Below are 24791 nucleotides of genomic sequence, written 5' to 3' on the forward strand. Positions count from 1 at the left end.
ATTAATAATAAATTGAAATTACTCAAACGTTGTGGATTTGGCTTTAGGAATTTCCGCAATTTTGAATTAAGAGCTTTATTGTTCTGGCACTTCCCTAATAATTTAGCACAGTAAGTACGGAAGAACCAGTATTATCGGAGGAAGCAGAGATTAATTGTTGACCATTTGGTGTAATAGCAATGGAATTAACCGACAAAGCATGGCTTTCTAAAGCATATAGGCACTCTCCACAATTTATATCCCATATTCGGATGGTCTGGTCATTGGCAGCAGAGACCACTCGCTGGCTATCTGGTGTAATTGCCACAGCAGTTATTCCGTCTATATGTCCTTGAAGCACCTGTAAACATTCACCACTACCCAGGTTCCATACCTGCAAAGTCATATCATCTGAACCAGAGACCACTCGCTGACCATCTGGTGTAACTACCACAGCATTGACGCTCTGACTGTGCCCTTGAAGCACCTGTAAACACTGCCCATTACCCAGGTTCCATACTCGCAAAGTTCGGTCAAATGAACCAGAGACCAGTCGCTGACCATCTGGTGTAACTGCCAGAGCATTGACGCTTTGACTGTGCCCTTGAAACACCTGTAAACATTCCCCACGACCTAGGTTCCATACCCTTATTGTGCGATCGTTTGAACCCGAGATAAGTTGGTGACTAGTGGCTGTAATGCAAATAGTCTTAATAGGCAAGTAATCCTCCTGTAGGGTATAGAGGGACTTTCCACTATCCAGATTCCATACTCGCAAAGTTCGGTCAGATGAACCAGAGACCACTTGCTGACCATCTGATGTAATTGCCACAGCATTGACGCTCTGACTGTGCCCTTGAAGCACCTGTAAACACTCCCCATTACCCAGGTTCCATACTCGCAAAGTTCGGTCAAATGAACCAGAGACCAGTCGCTGACCATCTGGTGTAATTACCACAGCATTGACGCTCTGACTGTGCCCTTGAAACACCTGTAAACATTCACCACTACCCAGGTTCCATACCTGCAAAGTCATATCATTTGAACCAGAGACCACTCGCTGACCATCTGGTGTAATTGCTACAGCATTGACACTCTGACTGTGCCCTTGAAGCACCTGTACACACTCCCCACTACCCAGGTTCCATACTCGCAAAGTTCGGTCAGATGAACCAGAGACCACTTGCTGACCATCTGGTGTAATTGCCACAGCATTGACGCTATGACTGTGCCCCTGAAGAACCTGTACACACTCCCCACTGCTCAGGTTCCATACTCGCAAAGTTCGGTCAGATGAACCAGAGACCACTTGCTGACCATCTGGTGTAATTGCCACAGCATTGACGCTATGACTGTGCCCTTGAAGAATACGCAGTAATGATCCTCCAGCTAGAGTTAAACTGGGAGTTAAATTTTGTAACCAAGCCAACCTGGATTTTGTTGAAATTAATGCCTGAATACCAGGCGTTTTATAAATGATAAGTCGTCCATATAACTGACTTTTTAGCAAATCTGAGTCTTCCATTAAAAAGTGGGCACTTAATCTGATAGCTGCTTGTACCAAGAATAATTCTTTATCACTGGAGCAGAAATCAAAGTCTGCTATTAGCTTTTCTATATTGGTATTTGATAATTTAGCTTGTAGCCATTCAAAGTCTAATAGCAATGCACGTAATTGAGAAGTTTTGCTAGCCCCATTTAGGTGATAAGCAAGATGATGCCAAAGATAGCGATCGCTAGTCGGTTTAGTGTGCCAAGATTGGTCATCTGCCATGTAATAATCTACAATGCGCTGATGTTGCTCTTTTGCCTCACACCAAAAGTCAATATTCCTCTGTTCGTTGAGCAAGTAATCACGTAGCGATTGGTGGAACACACTAAAAGTCTCGCGCCCATGCCCATCATCACTAATATCGAGAAACTGGCGCACCACTCCCAGATGCTGTCGAATCTTGCCTTGCCCAATTCCAGTAAAGTGAGCTAGCTGTACTTCAGTAATTGGTTCCTGGGCTACTGCCAATACTCCTAAGATGGGCTGGTAGCGCTCTTCCCACTCAGGAACCGTGAAGCGCTTAAGGAAGCCGTGATAAATTTCATCTAAACTTCGGGGTAATGCAGACAGATCATCGAGGCTCTGCCGTCCAGCTTCGATGTCGTTGAGCAGAATTTTGGTGTACAGAAAGTTACCAGTCGAAAGTTCACTCAGGCGATTCACAAAAGTTTCTGGTTCAACCTCAGCTAATTGAAGTCGCGCCTGCATCTTTTCCTTACCCACCCGATTCTTAATGTACAGGCGGATGTCGTTCAGATTCATTTGCGATTCTGCCGCCAGAGTATAGGGCTTCAATCGCTCAAAGTAGCGCAGTACCCGTCGCTCTGGTCGAGTGGTGAAGACAAAGCGCACCCACGGCGGTAGGTCGTTCTATCCCTATATAGGTAGAAATCGCGATTAATCGAAGACTGTCAAGTCTTGTATTAATTTAGCCTCAGTACAATCCCAATGTCACCAGTATTAATTTTTATTTAGCTACTATCCGATGTCACTGCTGCTTACACCCGAAATCAAGGGACGATTACTAAAGGCTATTCTGCTTTAGATACCAACTCACAAGCCCAACAAGGTTTTGAGACACTTGTGAGAGATATAAAAGATCGGCTGAGGGACGCTCTCAATGCTTGACATTAACTTTAATCACAAAATGTTAAGGTTTTAAAAAAAAATGTCTCGACAACACTTTTTAGGCTAAAACTGTAAAAAGTTGAGCATATTTCTAGTCTGAGTCGATGTGCAGCCTGGAAGCAAATTAACTTTTTAAGTGCAATCTACACATAAGCTTTATAGTTGTTTTTGAATAAAGGATAATCAAAACTATAAGTTGAAGCACGAAAATAAATACTAAAAAAATAGTGTTTTTACCCTTATATAGCTTCTAATCAGGTTTTGTTTTTTATTCAAGAATGCTGGATTTCATCCAAACTAAATATAAGCTTTACAGCCACAGAGCTATTGGTCAAAGCAAAAAGGCTGATGCAAAATTAGTGCCTGACTAAAATTATCCGTACAACTGTCACATATATGACTTGGATTGGTGTCGAGCGAGTGAGAAGAAGCATATGGTCTGGCAATCATTAAGCGATCGCATTAATAATCTTCCTCTTGTGTTGGCAGGCCCAATTCTGCGCCGCACTGAACCGAATACAGTCACTGTATGGATCGCATTGAAGGAAAAACGTAGCGTTACATTAAAAATTTTTGCTGCGTCTAGTCCTAACCAAGCTTTACTCATCGGTAGCCACGAAACCGTACAACTCGGTCAACATTTACACATTGTTGCAGTAACAGCAAATCGTCCAACATCCAACACACCGACAGCAAATGCGTTGTTACCCGGTCAAACCTATTTTTATGATTTAGAGTTTGACAATAACGAAAATTTAGCTTCTAAAAATGTTTTAAACGCACCCGGAACAACAACTCCAATCACTTATAAAGATTTTAAACTTCCTAGTTTTTCATTATCTCCAGAATCGTTTAATGATTTGCGGATCTTTCAAGCATCCTGCCGTAAGCCGCATGGCGAAAGTTTGGATGCACTAGCAACATTAGATACTATCATTCAATCGTCTGTCGTCTCCGGCAGTTCTAAAATAGCTCCCAACAAACGGCCTCATCAACTATTTCTAACGGGCGATCAAATTTATGCCGACGATGTAGCCGATACCTTGCTACATATGTTAACTGATGCTGCGGCTGTTCTCTTAGGCCGCGAAGAAACTTTGCCTGATATTGGCAAGAAACTGACCGAATTGAAGCCCGGTGAACGAAATGAGGTTGTTGAGAATCATTGTAATTTCACAGCGGGTAGTGTTGCCAAAAGCCATCTCCTTGGATTGGGTGAATTTTATGCAATGTATCTCTTCTGTTGGTCTGGAGTGCTTTGGAGCGAACTACCAGATTATGAAACCATATTTAATCGGAAACCAGATAAGCGTTCTTCATTAGAAAAATTTGAGCTAGAAGTCACCCAATTAGAAAACTTTCGTCAACAATTGGCATTGGTTCGCAAAGCACTTGCCAATGTACCAACTTACATGATTTGTGACGATCATGAAATTACAGATGATTGGTACTTGAATCTCAGATGGTGTAAACAAGTCATCGGCAAAATTTTGGGAAGGCGAGTGATTCAAAATGGTTTACTTGCTTATGCAATGTTTCAAGCCTGGGGAAATACGCCTTTGCAATTTGAGAGCGGATTAGGAAAAGAATTGCTGGAAAACGTTCAGGCTTTGTCAATTAATCAAAGTGAGGAAACAGAAAAAGCGATCGCGCATTTGCTTGGACTCCCATATAGTGATGACGAAGCTAATAACTTTATCAAAGACTTGCAAGATACGCTCGAACTTCGCGCCAGGTTAGCAACTATTCCTGAGCGCCCTTGGCATCGCGCATTGAATTGGCATTATACAGTACAAGGAACCCAGCATGAAGTTATTGTTCTTGATACCCGAACATGGCGCGAGTATCCTAAAGAAGATAAACAAACTGATAAAGACGATCTCGGTTTTGCAGGACTTTTAAGTGAATCTGGTTTTCGACAACAAATTCCACTTCCACCAAGCAATAATACCAAACTAACGTTTGTAATTTCCGCCTCTCCTGTAATTGGAGTGCCGTTTGTCGAAGAAATACAAGAAAGACTCAGTAGCACTCATAGATTAACAGGATGGTTACTAAAACAATTTAATGGTCTTGAGTGGATTAGAAACGAACTTGATGCTGAAGCCTGGACTTTTCAGCGAAGTAGCTTTGAACGATTGCTTGCCAAATTAGCGATCGCTAGAAGTCATCCCATTCTTTTTTTATCGGGAGATGTTCACTATGGTTTTACTGCTCGCCTCCAATATTGGGGTAAGAAACCATTTGAAGAAGAGAATCAGCCTGAAGAAATAAAGCGAGTCATTGTTCAAATGACTTCTAGCGCCCTCAAAAATGAAGCAGGAGGATTATTTGGTTCCCGAAGGCTGCATGATTGGGGTTATAAACCTTTGTTGGAAAGATTGCCGGAACCTTCCGAAATTCTGGGCTGGAAAAGCTCTAATGGAACTTTAGAGATTGGTCGCAAAGAGGTCGTTACTTTTGAAAATAAAACTGAAACTGTGCCTTGGTTAGTTAGCGGTCGGCCAGGGATCGTAAATTTAGTAAAGGAACGGGAGGATTATACTAATTTGCAACTAAAACCTTCCCTTGAACCAGAATGGCGTTATCGAATTGACTATATATTGTCAAAGTTCAAACGGAATGAAGTTGATGCTCAACCTGTAGAAAAACCCATTCCAGGGGGCGATCGCCAACAACCGATGTCGGAATATCAGAAGATGGCTGAGAACCATAAACTTTACGCAGAAAAATGGGGGGATGGTAAAGAAATTGTGGGTTTGAACAACATCGGTGAAGTAACATTTGAGTGGAATGATGACCGACAGATGCTCATCCATACGCTTTGGTGGTTTCCGCAGGAGTGGGAAGACAATACTCAACCTCCTGTTCCCATTCCCTTAACTCGGTATGAAGTGCCGCTGCAATTTGATGAACAAAATTATCCAAAACCAGACGTAATTTAAGGAGAACGATCGCATGGACAGCCATCTCTATGAACTTACTCTGGAACAAATTAGTCTTCTACTGGAACCTATCAATGCGGCATCAACCCGCTCGGTGAGTCGGCGGAAATTGTTTGAGTTGATCGGTTGGGATTTAGGCGCTATCCCTAACTTCCCAACCGATCAGTTTAATGAAAAACTAAATGAATGGGCTAAATCATATCAGAAACTAGAAAACAGCTTAGAAAATATTCCAGAAACCCTAATTAAGTTACTGGAAGACCTGAAGAATGCTGATTCAATTATTAAAGGGATTCAAAATTTAAAGGAACTTCTTAACCTTCCCGTTCCTCAAATAGAAGATTTAGGGAACGACCTGCTTAATTATTTAATTGTTAATTACCTGGAAACCCGTCAGCCATCTTTATACTATCTAGCAGTTTTAGCAAACGCAATTCAACCTCAACAAAAGTTTTCTGCGGTTGTTGATGCAGGGGCAATTGTTCGTTTTCCTCACACGCGCCCTGTTCTCAATCGGGAATTTATTCAAACTATTACCGAGTTTCTCAAAAATCCTGTTGGTATACTTAAACATTTGTATCTTGGTGACTCCGGTCATCTGATTACGCAAGCACAGGCAGAACAGGCAGCGAATCAACTTTTTCCAGTATTAGGTAGGCTGTTAGAAACATTTGGGATACAAACAATCTACGGTTTGAAATTAAAAGAAGACGATGAATTAGATTTTGGCGAATTTGGCAACCAAATTGGTCGCGGTATGTTAACTTTCCGCGTCGCATCAGGGCGGGAGAGAACGAGTTGGGGAGCCACGCTTGCCCTCTCACCTGAAGAGTTAGGCGACTTAGGCTTGGTAGTCGTGCCGTTTGGAGATTTAAAAACCGCTCAAGTTTTGGGAGACTGGCAAATTACCTGCGAACTGACTGAAGGAGTCCGTGCATTCGCTATTGGTCCGCAGGGGGCAACTTGGTTAGCACAACCAGGCACAACAGTGAACGAGGTGCGAGGGAAACTGATTGCAACAAAGTTTGTAGAAACGCAAGATCTCGCTATTTTAGTGGGGAGCCAAGACAGTAGTCATTTTCACGCGAAAACTTTAAAAATTACTGCCGATACGAATCTCAGTTCCACCCAACAAAAGTACGGAATAGAAATAGCGATCGATGCTGTAAAACTGGTACTAGATCGAGTGTTATCTGTGGCATGGAAAGAGGGAATTTTACACTTTGGCAATGATAAGTGTTATTTCCTATTTAAGGAACTCAACTTAGGTGTTCCTCAGTTATTGGATAATGCGATCGCAGGAAACTTACAACTCACATTCGAGAATGGTGAATTAAAAACAGATGAATCTTACTTCGAGCGCTACGAAACAGATACCAGTAGCCCTAGTCGGTTGAATTTTAATCGAGTGCATCTCGATCGACACTGTTTAGCAATTCAATGGCAAGAATCTAACATTAACTATTGGCTAAAACAAATTGTTCCCAACCTTTTCAATCGAAGCCCTCAAAGTAATATTCAACCTACAGTGCGGTTTCTCTTTGGTAATTTTAGTAAGCCATTACAAGAAATTCGTTTAGATTGGAAAGCAGGAGGACAAAGTTTTATTCTTCCTGGGCTTACGGTTACTGTCCCTGAAGGGGGATTTTTCAGCTTAGTTTTAGGGGCGGGCGATTTTTCCCTCACTCATGCTACTTTGATTTTGACTTTACCTGCAAACGCTAAATTTATAGCATCCAGCAACTTTGCCTGGGAACGAGAATCTGAAAGAGAGCTTCAAAATGACAAGAACGCTAAAGCATTATTTAATTTAACGCTCACGCCTAATAAAAATGTCAGTATAGTTTTAGTCGATTTAGATGTAGAGCAAAATTTGGAGCGTCCGAAACTTCCCAAGTTTTTTAGCAGTCAACTTAATGAAGCGATCGCAGAACTAGACTTTGCAAATATCGAGCAGTTACATCGTGCTGTTGAGATTAGTGGAACCTCACTCAAAGCAGAAGATTGGGTTGTTAATTTTAATTTTGATTTTGATAATTTTACTTTCCCATTCTTGCAACAGGAAGGGGATTTAGAGCAATTTATTTCTATTGGCAAACCCACACTTATTAATCAGGAGCGCTTTTTTACTGAAAAGCGGATTAGTCTAGAACTTCCTGTCACCATTAAAATTGGCTCAATCCAACTCCCAACTCAAATGAATGTTGAGTTAAATCTAGAAACATTTGCTTTAGATGTGGAGCATGAAAAAGGAATTTATCTCATCTCCACCAAACCAGAATTGAAAGGTGCTGACGAGCCAAATGTGTCACCCGAACATTTAGGACTCACTTGGAAGTTTCAAGGAGTCAAACTAGAAAACGAAGATAAATATCACTTCTTTACCCTGATTACCAAAAACTATAACTATCAAATTAGACAAGCACCAGGAGCACAAATTGAAGTACAGTATCGCCAGATTAGTGAGGAACCAATAACCTTTACAGTCAGTGATTTTGTTTTATCGGAAAAAGGGATAAACTTGATTGCTGAAGTTACAGAACAACCCGTAAGTTTAAACGGATTAGAAACCAAATTTAGATTTCGCAATAGCCGACTTGAAATCAAAGAAAATCAGATTAGAGATTTGACTCTTTGTGGTTCTGGCCCTTTGCCACCAGCCCTTGTGGGAACTGCGAATGCAGATATTGCGCTGCAATTAGCTCAACGCGATCGCGCTCTCACCCTGGTAGCAGGAACTGCCCAATTAAAAGGAACAAAGCTTCTGTCCTGTAAAGATACCCGGTTTCAGTTTTCCATTGATGCGATCGGACTTAAATTTGTTAACGATGGAAAGTTCCATCTCTACTTCACACTCACAGGTAGCGCTCAGTTTACTCCCTTACCCGGAGACGATCCTAATAGTCCCTTAGCACTTTTAAAGTTGATTCGCATTGACTTAGTAGAATGCCCCCTTACAGGTAACGTTAGAGTTATTAGTAAACATATTAAATTTTTAATTGAGCTACCCAGCCCGAAATCTTTTAACTTCCTGGGTTGTTTTGAGATGGAGTTGCAGGGAATTGGATTTTTGCCCCAAGCTGAAGTTTTTAATGGCTTAGGTGCAATGCACTTAACAGGACAGCTTAAATTTGCACAAGGCCCGGGCGATAGTGCCAATTCAGATGTTGAATACCATACCCTGTTAATCGGATTACCTAAACCAGGCGATTTCGCACCGCGAATTTACTTTGATAAATTACCGGTTAACCTTAACATGGGTTCGGCATTCCGATTAGACGGCGTAGTTAGTTTCATAGATAAAGAGCAAGAAAAAGGCTTTGACGGAGAGGGAAGATTGGAAATCCAAGGATTACCTCCCATAGCAGCTAGCTTTTCTTTCTTGCGAGTTCGCAAAGATGAGTTTTCCCCTTGGTTACGCGCTTGGTTCATTTATCTAGAAGTACAAAAGGTGAGCTTCCATATTCCTGTAGTGGAAATGTACTTGCGTGAGGTGGGTTTAGGATTTGGTTATCGCTTCACGATCGCAAGTATTAAAGCAGCCGATCGAACAAAAGATTTGCGTAAACTTATCGGTGAATTGAGAGCTTTATCTCGCACTCAGGGAGATTTATCAAAACGGGATCGCTGGGCAGTAGATTTAGAAGAGAGTGGCGAAAGTCCTCGTTGGACAATAGTCCTACGCGCTCTAATTGCTCAACTATCTGCTGCTACCAGTCCCCTAGAATACAATGCACAAAAAGAAAAGGAACTTGCTTGCGTTTATCTTTTCGATGCAGTAATAGCCTTTCGCAGTGACTTAACTTTCTTCATGGCAGTGCGTGGTTGGTTAAACACAAACTATGATTATTACTACAACAATAAAAACATTCACAGTAAGCCATTATTTAGCGGATTTGCTCTACTTTCTCCCCGACAAAAACGTTTCCTCGCCCAACTATCTTCTAACCCAGAAGGCTTTACAGGTGCAAATCCTCCTCTCCCAGAATTCATCGAATCCGCTATTAAAAATAGTCAATTTTCAGCCACTTTGTTGGTGGAACCCGGTCTAGTTCATTACGAACTCGGTTGGCCCAATATGCTCCGCTGGTCAGATTCTTTTGGGCCGTTAAAAGTAGAATATCGTGGTGGGTTCATTTTCCGTGTTTCTAAAAAAGAGATGGTAATTGGCATTAGCCTTCTCGCTCGTGCCAGTTTGCGGTTGAAGGCAGAAGCCGAGTTGGGCATTGTTGGCGCTCGTGTCGAGGCAGCCATTGATGTTGCCTACGGTGGGCGTTTCATCGGTGTAATTGATTTCGCCAAACCTAAAGAGAATTCTGCTTTCTATGCTGCGATTGGATTAGAATTACAAATTCGTCTCAAAGTTGAGTTTTGGATTAAGTTGAGAATTCGCATTTTGCGATTCCGGAAAACAATCAAAAAATCCTACAGCCTCACTGCCAAAATTGGTTTTACAGGAGGCTTAGAGCTTGGCTTAAATGGTCTTTATCCCGATAAAGCAGGTTTGCGAGGATCGGGAACTCTTTCCTTCTCCGCAATGGGGCATAGTATCCAACTCAACGTCAAATTTGGCTTTAAAGAAGATAATGTTGAAAATGCGTTAAATCGTACCAAGAAATATCTTCAAATGGGTCTGGAAGCTACTGATGTGGAACCTGTACCGGGTTTAGCAGGTGAAGGATCTGTTGCTGAGCGATCGCTCCGTTCTAGCGCTCGAAATCCTGTTACACCTGTCATGCCTCTCGCCGCTAGTTCAACTGGAGATACTGACATTCTTCCTGCTGACGGGGATGGCTCTACAACTGAAATTTCTACTACACAACCTGCACCAGAAAATCCCACAGATCCCAAACCGATCGATGAAATTTCTTTTCCCACCGATCCCAAACCTAAAGAATCTACTATAACAGAAAACGTAGAAGAACTTAAAGTACCGAATTACTTAGCTTTTGTCATTAGTAAACCGGAGTTACAAAAAGGCTACTTTTTGTTAATTCCCAAAGGTGAACCAGAGCCAAATGATGCCAAAAATAGTAGTCATGAGAGGGGCTTTTTACCAGTTCCCCCAGCCCTAATCAATCCAAATCCAGATCCAGAACAAGAGGAATTAAATGGCGATCGCATTGAAGTAGAAAACGATTTTACCCTGACTTTACCCACAGCAATTGATGGTTTAATGCAATTTCAGCCCTATTCTACAGAACAAAACCAACAAGGAGGATGGGTATCTTTGACCGGGCAAACGCAATTCTCTTGGAAAGCTAATTGGGGAAATAAAATTGGTGAAGGAGATGTATATGAACTCAATCAGAATAGTAAAACCTATCAAGAAACAAATCAAAACCCAGAAACAGTATACCTGGGAGATTACCTGAGTTACGCATTTAAGAAGGAAATTGGTGAAAACAAGCAGGAGAAACTAATCGATCCAGAACCGTTACCTGCTAAGACCAGCTTAGAAGATGGACGAGTTTACAATCCATCCGATAATGCTTACGAAGCCGCAGTTCGAGGTGCAGTCGAACAATTCCAAGGATCGCCATTTTTCAAACGAGATCCGAAGTCTGAATATGACCAGATTTTAGGAAAAGCCTTCGACAGTGAGACTACTATTTATAGTTCATCTGGAAGTTTGCTTAATGAGCAAAGTGAAGAAGTGCAAGCAAACCAACAAGCACTGCAATTTCGCAGCATGATTATTCAAGATTTGATTGCGGATTTTCGGACGTATGTGGAGTTAGTGGAACGGCGTGCAGAAGCCAAACAGCAAGCAGAAATATTAGCGATTGACGAAGATATTAAGGAGTTAGAACAAAAGGCGATCGCATTCCAAATGGGTTTGGTATTCCAGTTCCAGTGCAAACTAGCTGAAAATGGTAATACTCCCGCTGATTGGTTAAATAGAAACAATGCTGTGAATCCAAAATTGCAACAAAGAAGTAGCGCAGAGCAATTACAGCCAGATGAAAGCAAAGAGGTAATAGTTCGTACTTTTAATACCAGCGATATAAACTTCAAACAAAAGCCTCCGCAATTCAAGCGAGTTCAACATTTTACTGATGCTAATACGATCGCTATCACCTGGGATTTGGTGTGGGAAAATTTCACCTCTATTCCCGAAATGCAAAGCCAGTCCGATCCGAACCATCACTTGATGCACTATCGTGTTAGACGCACAGTGCTGGATATTTCCGATCGCAGTGGCGATCGCGAAATCGCTTACACCGTCAAACCTTGTGAAGTACTGCACCGAGAAGCCGGACAGTTAAAGTCTTTGAAACCAAGATTTCAAATTGTCGATCACTTTAATCAAGAAACTTTAGAAGACCAAGCTGCTTTACCTGTAACCGGACGACGGTATCGCTATGAAATTACACCGATCGATTTCGCAGGTAATCCCAGTCGAGAACCCCTGGTACTGTTTGCTACTCGTTATCCCAACGAACCACCGCAAGTTCCCACAGATGCCGAGTTGATTGTACATTACCTTTTCGATCGCACCACATTATCAACTGCTGAAGCCGCCGGACGTGGTTTACCGACTGTTTTAGAACCCCAATTATCAACCGACCCAGATACTCCGTTATACCTAGAATGGACAGAACCAAAACCCGTCCAGCAAGGCCCACAAGTACCAGTTGCCCGATATTGGTTAATTTTCCGTCGAGACAGCACTTTACCAATCGGGAGTTACGGACTCGATCAGGTTACTCAAGAGTCTCGAATTAAACTACTACCAACAAGTAATGCCAGAAGATTACCAACCGATATTACCATTTCCATAGAACGCGACCAAATCGAACTTCGTTCGGAATCAGACACCCGCAAACCTGGACGTAGAGTAAAGATTTCCTTGAATGACCTCAAACAGGCTGGTATCTTTCCCAACAGAGAATGGCGATCGGAATCTTGGCGAGTTTTCTTGCAAACAGAAGCAGCTAGCCCGATTCCAAATAACAATCAAAATCAGGTAATATCATCATCAAATGGTGTACTTTCCGCACTTGCTCCAGTTCGCTTGTTGTTGCGAATTCAAGCAACAGAGTCCGATGACAATCTAAAAGAAGAACGGCGACCCGCAAGTTTAGAATGGCTACCGAAACCTTTGAAATTCTCAATTTTGCCACCTGAAGATCTATGTGATGAAAGGGGAGAAAGCAAAGACACTGCACGAGTTGATGCAACTCGAATTGCCCATTTCCCGATGCCAAAATTAAATGATTCTGGTGATATTTCTCGTGTGCCTAAGTTTGATGGCACGCTCGACAATATCGTTTATCAACCGCATCCGGCAGATATTCGGTGTATTCGTCTGCGTTGGAATCAAGGCCCAAGTCATTTGCTTAATTATCCACTTGAATTGAATGCTGGCTATGAAATTTTTCAATTGGATATTGATGCCTATCCGCGATCGACATTTGAGAATCCAGAAAAACTTGCCAAAGCATTGCGAAAAATTCAAGAAATCCAGTTAATTCCGGGAGAAGATACAAATCTAACTCCTAGCGATACGCTAACAACAAATCAATGGGAAGCTTGGTATCCCAGTACCATGTTACGCCATCAAGCCAAACGTCCAGAAGGCTCTGATAGCAAGCTTCCGGCTCCTTGGTACTCTTGGCGAGAGTCTTTGTTGGAGTGGCCTGAATGGTTAATTCCTGATTCAGGACGGCCTAGTGCTTTGCATCCTTGCTTGCAAAAAATTATTGATATTTTGGATGAAAAGTATATTGTAGATCTGCAAACCAGTCCACCGATTCAACCTTCTGACTTCGCTGAATTTTTGAATTCTACACCTACAAAATCCGATCCTTATGGGTGGGGAATTTTGCAACGCTTTGGATTGTCTGCTACTTTCTGTTTGCGTTATGATTTGCCGGATGAGAAACGGAGCGATCGCTTACCTGGTGAATTAGTGCCTAGTTCTCAACTTTTAGCAGAACTCAATCAAATCTTACAGACATCCTCAGAGGAAACGTTAAATCTTGGACAGTCTGAGCGCAAACTCAAAGATTTCTACCAACATTTCCATATAGAGCTACTATTCCAACCAGGACGCAGAACAAGTTTGAAGGAAGAAACTCCTTCTGTTGATGCACTGTTAGCGATCGTTCAAATCAGTCTCAGACCTGTTCCGAAACAAGTTTTGCAATATAGTCGATTTAGTATCATAGGCTCGCCTGGAGCAAGTATAGACCTCATATTAAACTTGAAATCTGAGCCATGTAGCTTAATTGACCAATCCGAACCAGCTAGCGGACAGGTAGAACTAAAACCTAGCACTGAAGCAATTAAACCTAGCACTGAACCAATTAGACGCAGAATTAAGCTACCGCTAAATGGGCAAACAACAATCTTGTTACGCAGCAAAGACCTCCCTAAAATTGGCATTCTTTTACAAGAAGAGTTTCCTCAATCGTCAGAAGATTTAAAGAAAATATACAGCTACGAAGCAGAGCCATCTAATACAAAACAGATTGTTTTGGAGATTCAACAAGAAAACCTAAAGCCAGAAGAGCGACAACAACTATCCCAAACATTAAATAATATCTTGGCAACATTATTATCAGAAAAAGATAAAAGTATTGCTGAATTCAAATTTGAAGTTCCCTACATCTTTTCTGCAACTAACGAACTTTCTACATATTTTTCAACGTCGTCCGACAGCTTGGGAAAAATTTTCACTACTGATGCAAACTATCTACAACAATGGGAACAGTTTCAGAAATACACGAAATCGCTCAACAGCCGCAACGACAAAGATCCACAAATCGTGGATACAAAGATGAATGAACAGATAGCGGATTTCCTCACTTGGTCGCAGCGCTTTTTTGACCATAGTGGCGACATGGAAGTGATTGATGGAATAGGCAAAGCCGCAATTGGGCCTTGGCTTGTGACTGCCTATCCTCGATCGGGTTCACCCGCTTATGCCACACCAGATAAATTAGGTCGTCTCACCTACGATCGACTGATTGAAGATCGATGGGCGCATAACTACCGCTACTACATCAAACCCTACGGACGATATGACCTGCTGTTGCAAAGTCTGCGCGAATCTTTGTTCCCCAAATTGCCAAACCAGACAATAGAACAAAAGCCAATTCCGGTAGAAATAGATCCGCAAGCTGGAGGACTTGACATTGTTCTCAATCGAACTCAACCTGTTGCCAAACCTTTAGTACTTGCCTCGCGTCGCTTAGATGAAGTTCCCGTTCCTGCTTTATCAGGTTCATCACCAAATGTTGTCCCTGCTATTCCTGGAAAAATCTGGGAAGTTATCATCGCTCAACATCCCGAACAAACTTTAATTGAGCGAAATCAAACTCTAGCGCGACAACTTGGTTTCCGGCAAATCGCCTTTACATTGCTAAGACGCTTTGCATATCCCGATTGGTTTGAGCAACTAAAGAAAGCAGTTCCACAAATGCCAACCTCGTTTACTCTGCCAACCAACGCACAAATTCCTGATATTCCTAGTGAAATTGTCCGAGATGCAGAAACGAAAGATGAGCCGGGAAATCTGAGCCTAGATTTACCGAATCGAATTGGTGATTTTCAACAAGGAGCAATGGTTGTGCAATGGGAAGCACTACCTTTCTACTACGAGCATTGTTTGTTGTTAGTTGCCCAAAGTACAAGTACGGTTTCACCAATTAATGCAACTATACAACGAGATTTTGAGTATCGATGTCCTGAGCCAAAGGGCGTTGAGAGAACTGAGTTTGAATTTAAAGCAGGAGAGACAGAGAAATCTTGCAATATTCAAATTCGACTGCGGAATTTATGGGATAGTTTGCCGAAAGAAGCTCAAATTCGCTGGTTAATGGAACGACCGGAAAATCGCCCCGATCGAGAATCTAATAATAGCCCAATTGGACTGGATGGCACAGAGGCAAGATTCAAACTCTCCTCTCTTCCAGATCTCGAAGTGGTGTATCAGATTGTGGAATGGTTCAGCAGTAATATTGAAGTTCAAGCAGAAATTTTCTTTGATCGCACTCTCCACAATTATGCTGTACGCCAACTAGGGCAACGAATCAAAGTACAACTTATGGAGTCTGGAAATTACATTAGCCCTCCTAAAATTCCCCAAGAAGATTACATCCTTAAAGTTAAAGCAACACTGGATCGAGAAAATTCAGATATGCGCGGTCGAGAACTGCTAATTAGAACCCGTCGAGGCAGTGCAGAACCTAGCTCACTCAAAGCATTTGAACTCACACAACTAGGAGGAGATGCCCAATGACTATCATTTCTGATTTACCCAATCTTAAACTCAAGGGGCCTTTCTGGACTGCTGAGGCAGAGACTATTTGGCTGGAAGGCCCTGAAGAGGGCAGCAAGGACGATCAGTGGGCACTCCGTAGCTTGTTTGTGCAACTGGTGGACAATGGGGCGGTTGCACCGGGAATGCTGTATTTACCCGGTACGATAATTGCGCTTTGTTTCATTAAAACTGTAGAAATTAAGCCAGTTTCAGGAACTAGCTATCTGTGGCAACGACCTGGGAATCAACAAGCTCCTAAAAAACCGAACCTAGCTGAGATTCAAGCAAAGGTGCGATCGGGTGAGTTAGCTTTACTATTGTTGGTCGGAGAGGCTTCGGAATGGACTAGAAGTAAGCCTCCGCAGTTTACTTGTATTGCAGGTGAGATTAGTTTAACGCCATTGCGATCGCAGCAGGATGCCCAGGCTCGTCTTTACAATGTGTTAGACTTAAAACCTACGGAATTTAAGCCGAACGAACGCTCTGGAAATGCTGGATTAGTTGCCGAGCTTTCAGTTCATTCTAGCGGTTTGACAATTTATGGCAAAGCGAGACTTCCTTGGTTAACATCGCACAGACAAGAACAGCCTCGGTTGGCGGCTCCTTTTCAGTTGGCGATCGAACTACCATTAAAATCTACCCCTCAGTTGCGTTTGAGTCTGGAAACAGAACGACTCACACCCGCCGAAGAAAACGAATGGATTAAAGCTTGGCAACAATTTAGTTACTTCATCAATCCCAGCTATACTTTCAACGAGTTCAAGGCTAGTGCTGCTCCCAGTTGGGTGACTATTGAGGTATCGAACTCTTCAGTTGTCCCCTCGCTGTATTGGCGAGTTTTTGATTGGAGCGATCGCACTGAAGCACAACCCCTCCCTCTCCAATTTCCCTCAGATGCTGTTCGCCTTTCGATCGCAGATCAAAATCCTTATAATCCTAAAAATCCTCCAACTTCACTAGCAAGAACAGCACTAGAAATCAAAAGTATTACTTCCCAAGAAAATCAGTTAATTGTTCGGATTGGGATGCAGCAAAACGATCCTGTAATTGAGCAAGGAACACTTACCTATAATGCTGAATTTCAGGCAGAGCAACCTGATTGGAACGAATCTTTTACAGTTGATGATTTTAAATTAGCTTTTCACCCAACACAAACACCCAGCTTTCTTCGCAACAATCAAGATTTACTAATCCCTGAATGGTTTTATAATTCAACGTTATTCAGATTTGAACTGAGCCAAGCAGAACTGAATTCTTTGGATTCAGAAATTTTGCCAGAAAATTTCAAACAGTTGTTAGAAAAATCAGGAATTCAACCAAAGCTTGATTCTAAAATAGTCACTATTCAGCAAGGAAAATGGTGGCTTTTTCAAGCCACAACAATGCAATTTGAAGATAAGATTACGAGTTATTTTATCAAATTGGAACCTGAAACAATCCAACTAGAAAAAAAGGTGCTGCTGATTTCTCGTCAACCTAATGCTATTAATCCAGCAGTGCTATGGGGATTTATGCCATTAGCAGAAGGATGGGCGCAACTTCCAGTTCCCAACATTACAGAACAAATTTATCTTGATGCTCAACTGGCAAATGTTACCGATCCAACTGCATCGCAGACACAACTGCGATCGCCCCTATTTCAAGGAGCAGTAGAGTTTGGTAATCGTAATGTTGAAATTCCACAACCAGAAAGTTCTGATGAACATCCTTGGAGTTTCAGTTTGTTGGATGCAGAGAGTTTGTCTGGAACTTGGACATTGCACCGCCAAGAGAAAGAAGCAGTATCAGAATACGATGATTACCAATTAAAGAAGATAGAATTAACTTTAAAAACACCAGAGATAATTTTAGATGGATTGTTCTGGCTGAGTACAGGCAAACCAAAAGCAGAAGATGCTTTGCCCGATCTGAATAACTGGATTTCTGGTGTAGAATCTATTCCTTTACAAACAGTTTTAGGAGCGCAAGATACCTTTCCACCATTGGTAGCGATCGCATTTAAAAACCTACGATTTTATCGGAAACTAGCCTCTGCTTCTGAAAGCATTCCTGTGTTAGGAGAATGGTCATTTCAATATGAAGTAGACTCTCAACAATTCTATCGTGCTGTACAACGTGGCGTATTACCACCGAATACTTTTAGCGATCATTTGGCACTCGTTTGGCGACGACATTCGACTTTGCCGATGATTCAAGCATTGCCATTAACTCAAAGTAAAACGCCAGCTAATTTTCCTAATGCTAGTCGCCAACTAATGCCTTTTGAGTTGAATATTCAAGCAGAAACTCATTTACCTAACGCTTGGCGATTTGGTGTGGGATTGTCGGAAGGAAGCGATCGCAATCTTATCAAAGGAGCAAGGAATTGGGCATCTGTCCTCAACCAAGAACTTGCACCAGCGCGTGAGTGGCGTTCCCTGTTCGATTTGCCAATGGTTTCACTTTCAGTTCCGGGATTGATTTTAGATCCAAATCCCAACATTACCAAAGCAGATATTGATGCAGAGACTAAACTGAATCGGCAATATCGCTTCGATTTACCTTATACGGATGAACTGAATGCTTTTGCTCAACTTCCGAAAGTACCTAAAAATCCTGAAGTTGTCTCTCCATTACCAGATTCGCCACCGCCGGAACCACCCAAACCTCTTACTCGTGAAAGTTTAGCAGATCATTGGCAAAGTTTGAGTGATCGCGCTAACTTAGCAAGTGCAGATGCGGTTGATGCCTTTGTCAGTCAAGCAGATCGGATATCGATTCAGCACTTAATTGAACCCTTCAGTTGGAATATCAAGCCGCCTCAATTCCAACTTGATAGCTATCCGGGAAAATTTGAGTTAACTAATGCAGACGACGATAATAATTTAACTATCCAAACGGATCGGCTTTTAGAGGGAATTTCCGGTCATTTTGTCGAATCTAATGGCACGCTTAAGCTAATTAAAGACGGTAGCCAGAACGGTAAGGTTCCTTACACCATTACAGCTGGCAGTATGGAAACTTATCAATTGTCTAATAGCGATTTACGCGATCAACGAGGACTTTCCCGTGCGGTAAGTCAGGCAACAGCTTTATTTATTTCCACTCCTGTTCAGGTAGCTGATGCAGGAACGTCCGAACAACCTGTCATCACCAAAACCTACGAACTTACCACAAGCTTAGTTCCAGTTGATTTACAGGTGCATGAGGGACGAAATTGGCAAATTTGGTTTCGAGATATACCTTTCCAAGAGGGAGTTTTCGAGCGCCAAAAAAACTTGTCCCCGTTTGCAGAAGACATCAACGATCCGGAAGCGCTTTCTCGCGATCGCAACTATCTTGCTGGTTATGAATGGCGACTAGCCGCCAATGACAAATCAAGCTTGCCTCTGGAATTATTCAACCTCCATTTTTACCCGTTAACGCTAGAGTACGGTGTCAAAAATGGCGATCGCATTACTCAAATTGAAATCATCGGTAGATTGCAATTACCTATAACCAACCCTAGCGAAATAGAAAATCTTAATACTGTAGTTCGTCTCAAATTCTCTTTACCAAATGAAACTTCTAACCAATTAGAACTAGCTGAAATTAGTTTAGAACCATTACTTGCTGGAAATCAAGAACCAACAGAAGCCCCTGTGGTATCCCCTGAAAAACCAAAAGGTAAATGGTATCTTACCTCAATCAAATCAATCAAAGAAGAGACTGGTGAAGTTCCTTGTTTAGAATGGCAGCACATTGAACTAAACAAAACAAATAAAACGATTAATATATCAGAAGCAACGCTGAAATTTTCTCTATTTAATACAATTTGGTCTATACCATTACGTCAAGGGGAAGAAAATATCACTCTTTCCTTTGGGGAAACTGCTCAGATAATTTCTGTTCCCTTGTCAAACTTTAACACTCTGCTTAATTCGGAGTTAACAGCAGCGGGAACGCTTTTTTTAAAAGTAGTTGATTTAAGTCTCGACTTGAGGGATATCGCACAGCCAAAACATGAAGTATCGGTAACGATCGCAGTTCAATTAGGACAGCGTTATCAAGAGCTTTCATCGACTTCTATTCGCTCAACATATAGCTTTAAAGCCGATATAAAATTCGCTCTTCTGCAAGATTCTTACCCTCGTATTGTTTGGGAAAATGCCACGCTATTTGATGATTTAGAAATTCTCACATCCAGCAATCTAGATGCAATTGTTGCTAGGGATAACAGTTTACAGTTTCGCTGGGAACAGTATCAGTTGAAATCTCAAGCAGATGAACAAAGTTCGTCACCGCGATATTTGTTGCCGGGAATGGTACTAAAATCAGGACAAGCGCCGGGATATGCCACCCTAACTTTTACCATTCAACAGGAAACAGAATCTTTAGAAAGTGACAGCGCCCCCTTTGGCACAGCTAAGTTACATACTATTAAAGTGCAAACGGTTGCGGTGGAAGCACTGCTCTTTTGCCAGTGGGGGGACTTTATTCAATCGGATTTAACTCCTGAGTTCATTGAGTCGAACCAATTATTTAGTTCCTCTGCGGGTGATGTGATTTTTGGGTATACGGGAGAACTCAAGCAAGTTTGGCAAGAGTCTTTGTTGTTAAATGGATTTGTGGAAATTAAAAACCTCATCTCATGGTCAACCGAAATGAAGGTAAGCGACAACAAAACTTCGCTGACTTACCCAGCGGCTCGGCCAAAAGATGGTTTATCACCTGATTTAAACCATATCCGACATACGATGCGGATTTTGTTTAACCAACACCAAATTCCCTCAAATTTACTCGGAGCAGGGAATGGTGAATTTCTGTTGTTTAATCTTAAAACTACTGAGTCTTGGAAATTTTTAGCAGTGGTTGAACATCAGTTAATTAATGTTAAACCTCTGCTCAACCGAGAAACTGATGAATGGAGTACAGCTGCACTAGAGAACGATCGCCGTTGGACTGTGGTGCAAGAAGTGCGTCTGTTTTCACCCAACTTCTTCCGTAAGTTTTTAGAAAGTTTAAGCGGTGCTAAAACCCTAAGTCCAACAGGTGTCATTGCCGATTTACAAGATGCAACTCATGGTTACTTAAGTGTGAGATTGCGATCGCTCCTTGCCACAGGCGCTAACCCAGATTTGGCGAAACTTTCGGCTGATACCCTCCTGGTAGAAGCCAGCGCTCCCCATTGGATCAAACAACAAGCCTCAACAGTTTCTAATTTTACCTCCCTGCAATTCCTACCCAATGGAACGCAGCAAGCCATCCTCAGTAATCTTCGCGATTACGCACCTTCCGCTCCAACCGAGCCAAAATGGTTGCTTCTAATCATGCCATTTCTAGGGCGTTTGCAGGCTCAAGTGCGCGATCGCTTAGATGCTTCGCTCAATTTAGAAAATTTGAGCGCTCTACAGCTCGATCCCATTCAATTATTACAATACAGGCAGAAAAACCAACGTAATGCGCCCATTTCTGATATCGTCTTAGCATTATGTCATTGGGCAGACTTTAAACCTCTGGAAGTTGGGATATCTGGGTTTGAAACAACCATTGGGCGCACTTGGTCTCGCCTCGATCCGCTCTCTGTAGAAGAAAGTTGGTTCCGCTTCCAAAATCCTCCTCGTGAACTGCTACCAACAGATCGATCGTCAACGCTTCAAAGCGTAACTGCTGCACTACCAGATACACCCGCTCGTCTCAGTCGTTCCACTGCATTGAATCGAGCTTTTGATGCTGTGCGATTATTCTATCCTCCGCAAAGTAATTCTTCTTCATCTGCAATTCCAGCCACATCACAAATAGTCCCGCAACCCAAGGTTTTGCTGCTCAATCAAGGTAACGGTTGGACTGTTACAACAGGTTTGCAAATTATCGATAATTGTAATTTTCCTAAGAAGGATACTACCAGTTCCCAACAGCCAACTACTACTTCCCAACAGACAAATCGTTATCCCGCAGCAACTTTGCTCTCTACCTCGATCAAAAATAATCCCGTTCCCCTTAGTTTGGCTATTAGTCCTTACTTAGGTTTAGGGTTTAGTTCTGTCGCTCAGGATACTGAATTGCGACTCACTTTAGCAGAACTGCTTTGTCTAGATAAAGCGACTCAAACTCTCAAACCTGTTGCCAGTCACACTTGGGAATTGCAAAAGTTTGAACTTGATGTAACATTGCGTCCAGAACTCGATAAACCTACGGTTTCAGATGAACTGGCAAAGGCATTTAAAGCAGCACTTACAGTTAACCCAGTAGATATGAGAAATGCAACAATTGAGCCTCTTGAACCTCAGCCTGTAAGTCATTGGAAGATAACAATTAACTCACCTTTACGACGGACATATTCGATCCAAAAAGTAGATGAATTGGCAAGCAAACAGTTCAAACTCCTGGTTTATCAGGGTAGAGAAGAAATTCGTGAGTTAAGCAATTCTTGGGCTGAACAAACTCATGCACTACTGGCTCCAGATTCACCTGTGGCAATTCTACGATTTCGTGAGATTAACGAAGGTTTTTTGGCAGCAGGTTCTTCTTTAGTCGTCCAGGATAGCACTGCCCCTGCTTTATCTACAACTTATTCGTTTGCGATCGCTCCTAGTATTACACCTATTCTGCCTGTGAAGCGAGTTTTTCCGATGCGATCGCCTGTTCGGTGGTTGCGTTTCCGAGAAGCTCAGTTTAATCTCAATCCGATTCCTGTAAATTTGCGCTCGTTTGAACTCGCGTCGCCGCAAACAACTAGCGTTCAGCCACTCTATTTACTCCCCAACTCTAAATTAGGGGAAAAACGACATTGGGCTTGGGGCATGAGTGGATTGTGCCTGAGCGTACAGTATACCGAGAAACGGCAGGCGATCGCTGGAAAGCCCATCATTTCAAAGTCTGAATTCACCCTTTGGTGGCAAGCTTTTCAGCATTTTGTTCAATTTCGTTCTGCTGCCAATAGTCCTAAAAACTTACAGCAGGCAACAGCTGGACTACCGCCGATGTTTCGTGCGCCTGCTATCAAAAGTTTACTTCCCGCCCTCCCCGATCCGCTTTTACCTACCATTGATGAAATTGAAGAAAAAACATCATTTGATTTAGCATCGATCAATCCATTTAAACAAGGGCAACCTGTCTTACCTGGAAATGTTTACTATTTAATGTTAGGTAACAGACCAGGCACGATGCTAGCTATTCGCAATCAACTTCTGCGCCAAAGCTATTCTCAAACCAATTCTCACGCAGTGATGGTTTCAGGAAGTATCCCCGTCCAACATCGGATGCCTCGTCCCGTGCCACTACCTGAAAATCAAAATACCAATGGCAAAGAATTACAGACTTGGGCAAGTTATTTTGAACCCAACCTAAATGTTCTAGCCACAAATACTCCAGCCGATGAAGCTTTCTTCGCTGAATTCCTGCCACAAGAACCGGAAAAACCAAAACAAGTTGCAAGGCGCTTGCGGATGCAATTAAAAGCCCCAGAGTATGGTGCAATTCTATATAATTGGGATGGAATTTTAGTGTTTGAAATCGAGACAAAACCTGAAGATTTTGTGATAGAAGATTGGACAATTAAACTTAGCATTACAACAACTGAGCAACCAATTGAATACACTATCGAACCAATATTTAGTATTAAAGCTGACAGCACTGATGAAGCTCAAAAAGCACAGCTACAGAAATTCGCAGAGAGTTTAAATTCACTTATAGTTGAAGATGAGTTAATAAAACAGTTTGAGACTCAGGGAATAATCCTTGCTAATGCTACTGTTTTAGTCAAACAAAGCGATCGATTATGGCGCATAACTGATAATAAGCAAGAATATGTAATTTTAAAAAGGACTCTCAAAGCACAAATCGATGGGCAAGATTCGCAAGAACTAAATGTTTATCATTATCGCCATCGAACTTATCATTTTAAACCATTAAACGAACAAATGGATTTAACTCTAAAATCACTGTTAACCCAGAAAGCGGGGTCTCTGGTGACTGCTCAGATTCGGATTCGCCATAAATCAGAAGATAGTTTTGAGCAGATACTTTCATTTCCTCTACGGATTGCAGGTAAAACAGCTTTACCTTATGCTGTCGAACCATATTTCATCCACTTTGAAGATCCAGAATATAACCGTTTGTTGTCTTCACCCTCAGCACGAACTAACCGCACAGTTACAATTAAAAGAGACGAAAACGAAAAACCAGAGATACATACAATTACGCTGGCAACTGACCGCCGAGACTACAATTTTGATAGTCTTATTGCTCTGCGATATGATTGGGATAATAAACAAAAGTTCCAGAATACGAAAGCAAAATTAGAGTTTTACGCAATTTCTAATAATAGCGCTGAGACTCGCTTGCAAATCTATAATGAGAACGGGTTAAAAGAGTCAATTGAATTCTCGCCTGGTCAACTACACCAACTATCATTGCAGCAACTACAACGCGGTCAAAAAATAGGATTAGCTCCTGGTGAAAACTTGGAATTAAGATTAACTATAGAAGAAATTCTTAATCAAGAATACCTCCTTAAACATAAAGTCAATATTGTAGAAATACCAGTCAATCCCGTTCCACAAGCCGCTTATGCCTTGCTTCGAGGTTATTCAACCAGAGAAAATTCTCAAGTTGAATGTGTTCGTTTTGCTTGGAGTCCTGAACCTAATCGAATTGAGTTAGTTTGTGCAGAAGATTTACGAACTGAAGTCGTGCGACGGCGTGCAGTGTTTCATTGGCAAGATTCCATGAGGGTTCAGTTGAGTCAGCAAAATGGAGAGGTAACAGAAGGAGAAACGACAAAAGCGGAACGGCAATGGTTGACGAAAGTATTGCCTATCTATCAAATTCAGAAATTTACTCAAACTGGCTCAACTCATTTCCCAAAATTCAAGAATTGAGTAGTTGCCCAGAAAATAGTAGATACGCCTAGCTTGGGTAAGCAAGATGCTGGCTAGGCTTAGGGAACTTCTTCATA

General features: G+C 42.0%; 5 protein-coding genes. 4 read left to right on the top strand and 1 reads right to left on the bottom strand.

Going from position 1 to position 24791, the window contains the following annotated elements:
• Nucleotides 1-114: a transposase gene (locus tag IQ264_RS07555; protein ID WP_413470325.1), complete on the top strand. Its 114-nt coding sequence runs from the start codon at nt 1-3 to the stop codon at nt 112-114.
• On the opposite strand, the gene IQ264_RS07560 is transcribed toward IQ264_RS07555, so the two are convergent.
• On the bottom strand, nt 95-2293 hold the full coding sequence (locus tag IQ264_RS07560; RefSeq protein WP_193980152.1) for a hypothetical protein: 2199 nt from the start codon (nt 2291-2293) through the stop codon (nt 95-97). The genes IQ264_RS07555 and IQ264_RS07560 overlap by 20 nt on opposite strands.
• Before the next feature lie 800 nt (nt 2294-3093).
• On the opposite strand from IQ264_RS07560, the gene IQ264_RS07565 reads away from it, so the two are divergent.
• From IQ264_RS07565 to IQ264_RS07575, 3 genes are read left to right on the top strand one after another with little or no spacing between them, the layout of a single operon-like run.
• Nucleotides 3094-5604 carry a hypothetical protein gene (locus tag IQ264_RS07565; protein WP_193980153.1) on the top strand — a complete coding sequence of 837 codons (2511 nt, stop codon included), beginning with the start codon at nt 3094-3096 and terminating at the stop codon, nt 5602-5604.
• 13 nt (nt 5605-5617) lie between these two features.
• The gene (locus IQ264_RS07570) at nt 5618-15853 is read left to right on the top strand and encodes a hypothetical protein (protein WP_193980154.1); all 10236 of its coding nucleotides are present in this window, start codon (nt 5618-5620) and stop codon (nt 15851-15853) included.
• Nucleotides 15850-24714 carry a hypothetical protein gene (locus tag IQ264_RS07575; protein ID WP_193980155.1) on the top strand — a complete coding sequence of 2955 codons (8865 nt, stop codon included), beginning with the start codon at nt 15850-15852 and terminating at the stop codon, nt 24712-24714. Before IQ264_RS07570 ends, IQ264_RS07575 begins: the two co-directional genes overlap by 4 nt.
• Nucleotides 24715-24791 lie beyond the last annotated feature (77 nt).

It is taken from the genome of [Phormidium] sp. LEGE 05292, from assembly GCF_015207735.1.
In the GTDB taxonomy this organism is placed as follows: Bacteria; Cyanobacteriota; Cyanobacteriia; order Cyanobacteriales; family Aerosakkonemataceae; genus Floridanema.

What these genes read in the sequence shown, in the direction of transcription:
- IQ264_RS07565 (WP_193980153.1), top strand. Translation starts at nt 3,094, where the DNA reads ATGGTCTGGCAATCATTAAGCGATCGCATTAATAATCTTCCTCTTGTG.
- IQ264_RS07570 (WP_193980154.1), top strand. Translation starts at nt 5,618, where the DNA reads ATGGACAGCCATCTCTATGAACTTACTCTGGAACAAATTAGTCTTCTA.
- IQ264_RS07575 (WP_193980155.1), top strand. Translation starts at nt 15,850, where the DNA reads ATGACTATCATTTCTGATTTACCCAATCTTAAACTCAAGGGGCCTTTC.
- IQ264_RS07560 (WP_193980152.1), bottom strand. Translation starts at nt 2,293, where the DNA reads ATGAATCTGAACGACATCCGCCTGTACATTAAGAATCGGGTGGGTAAG.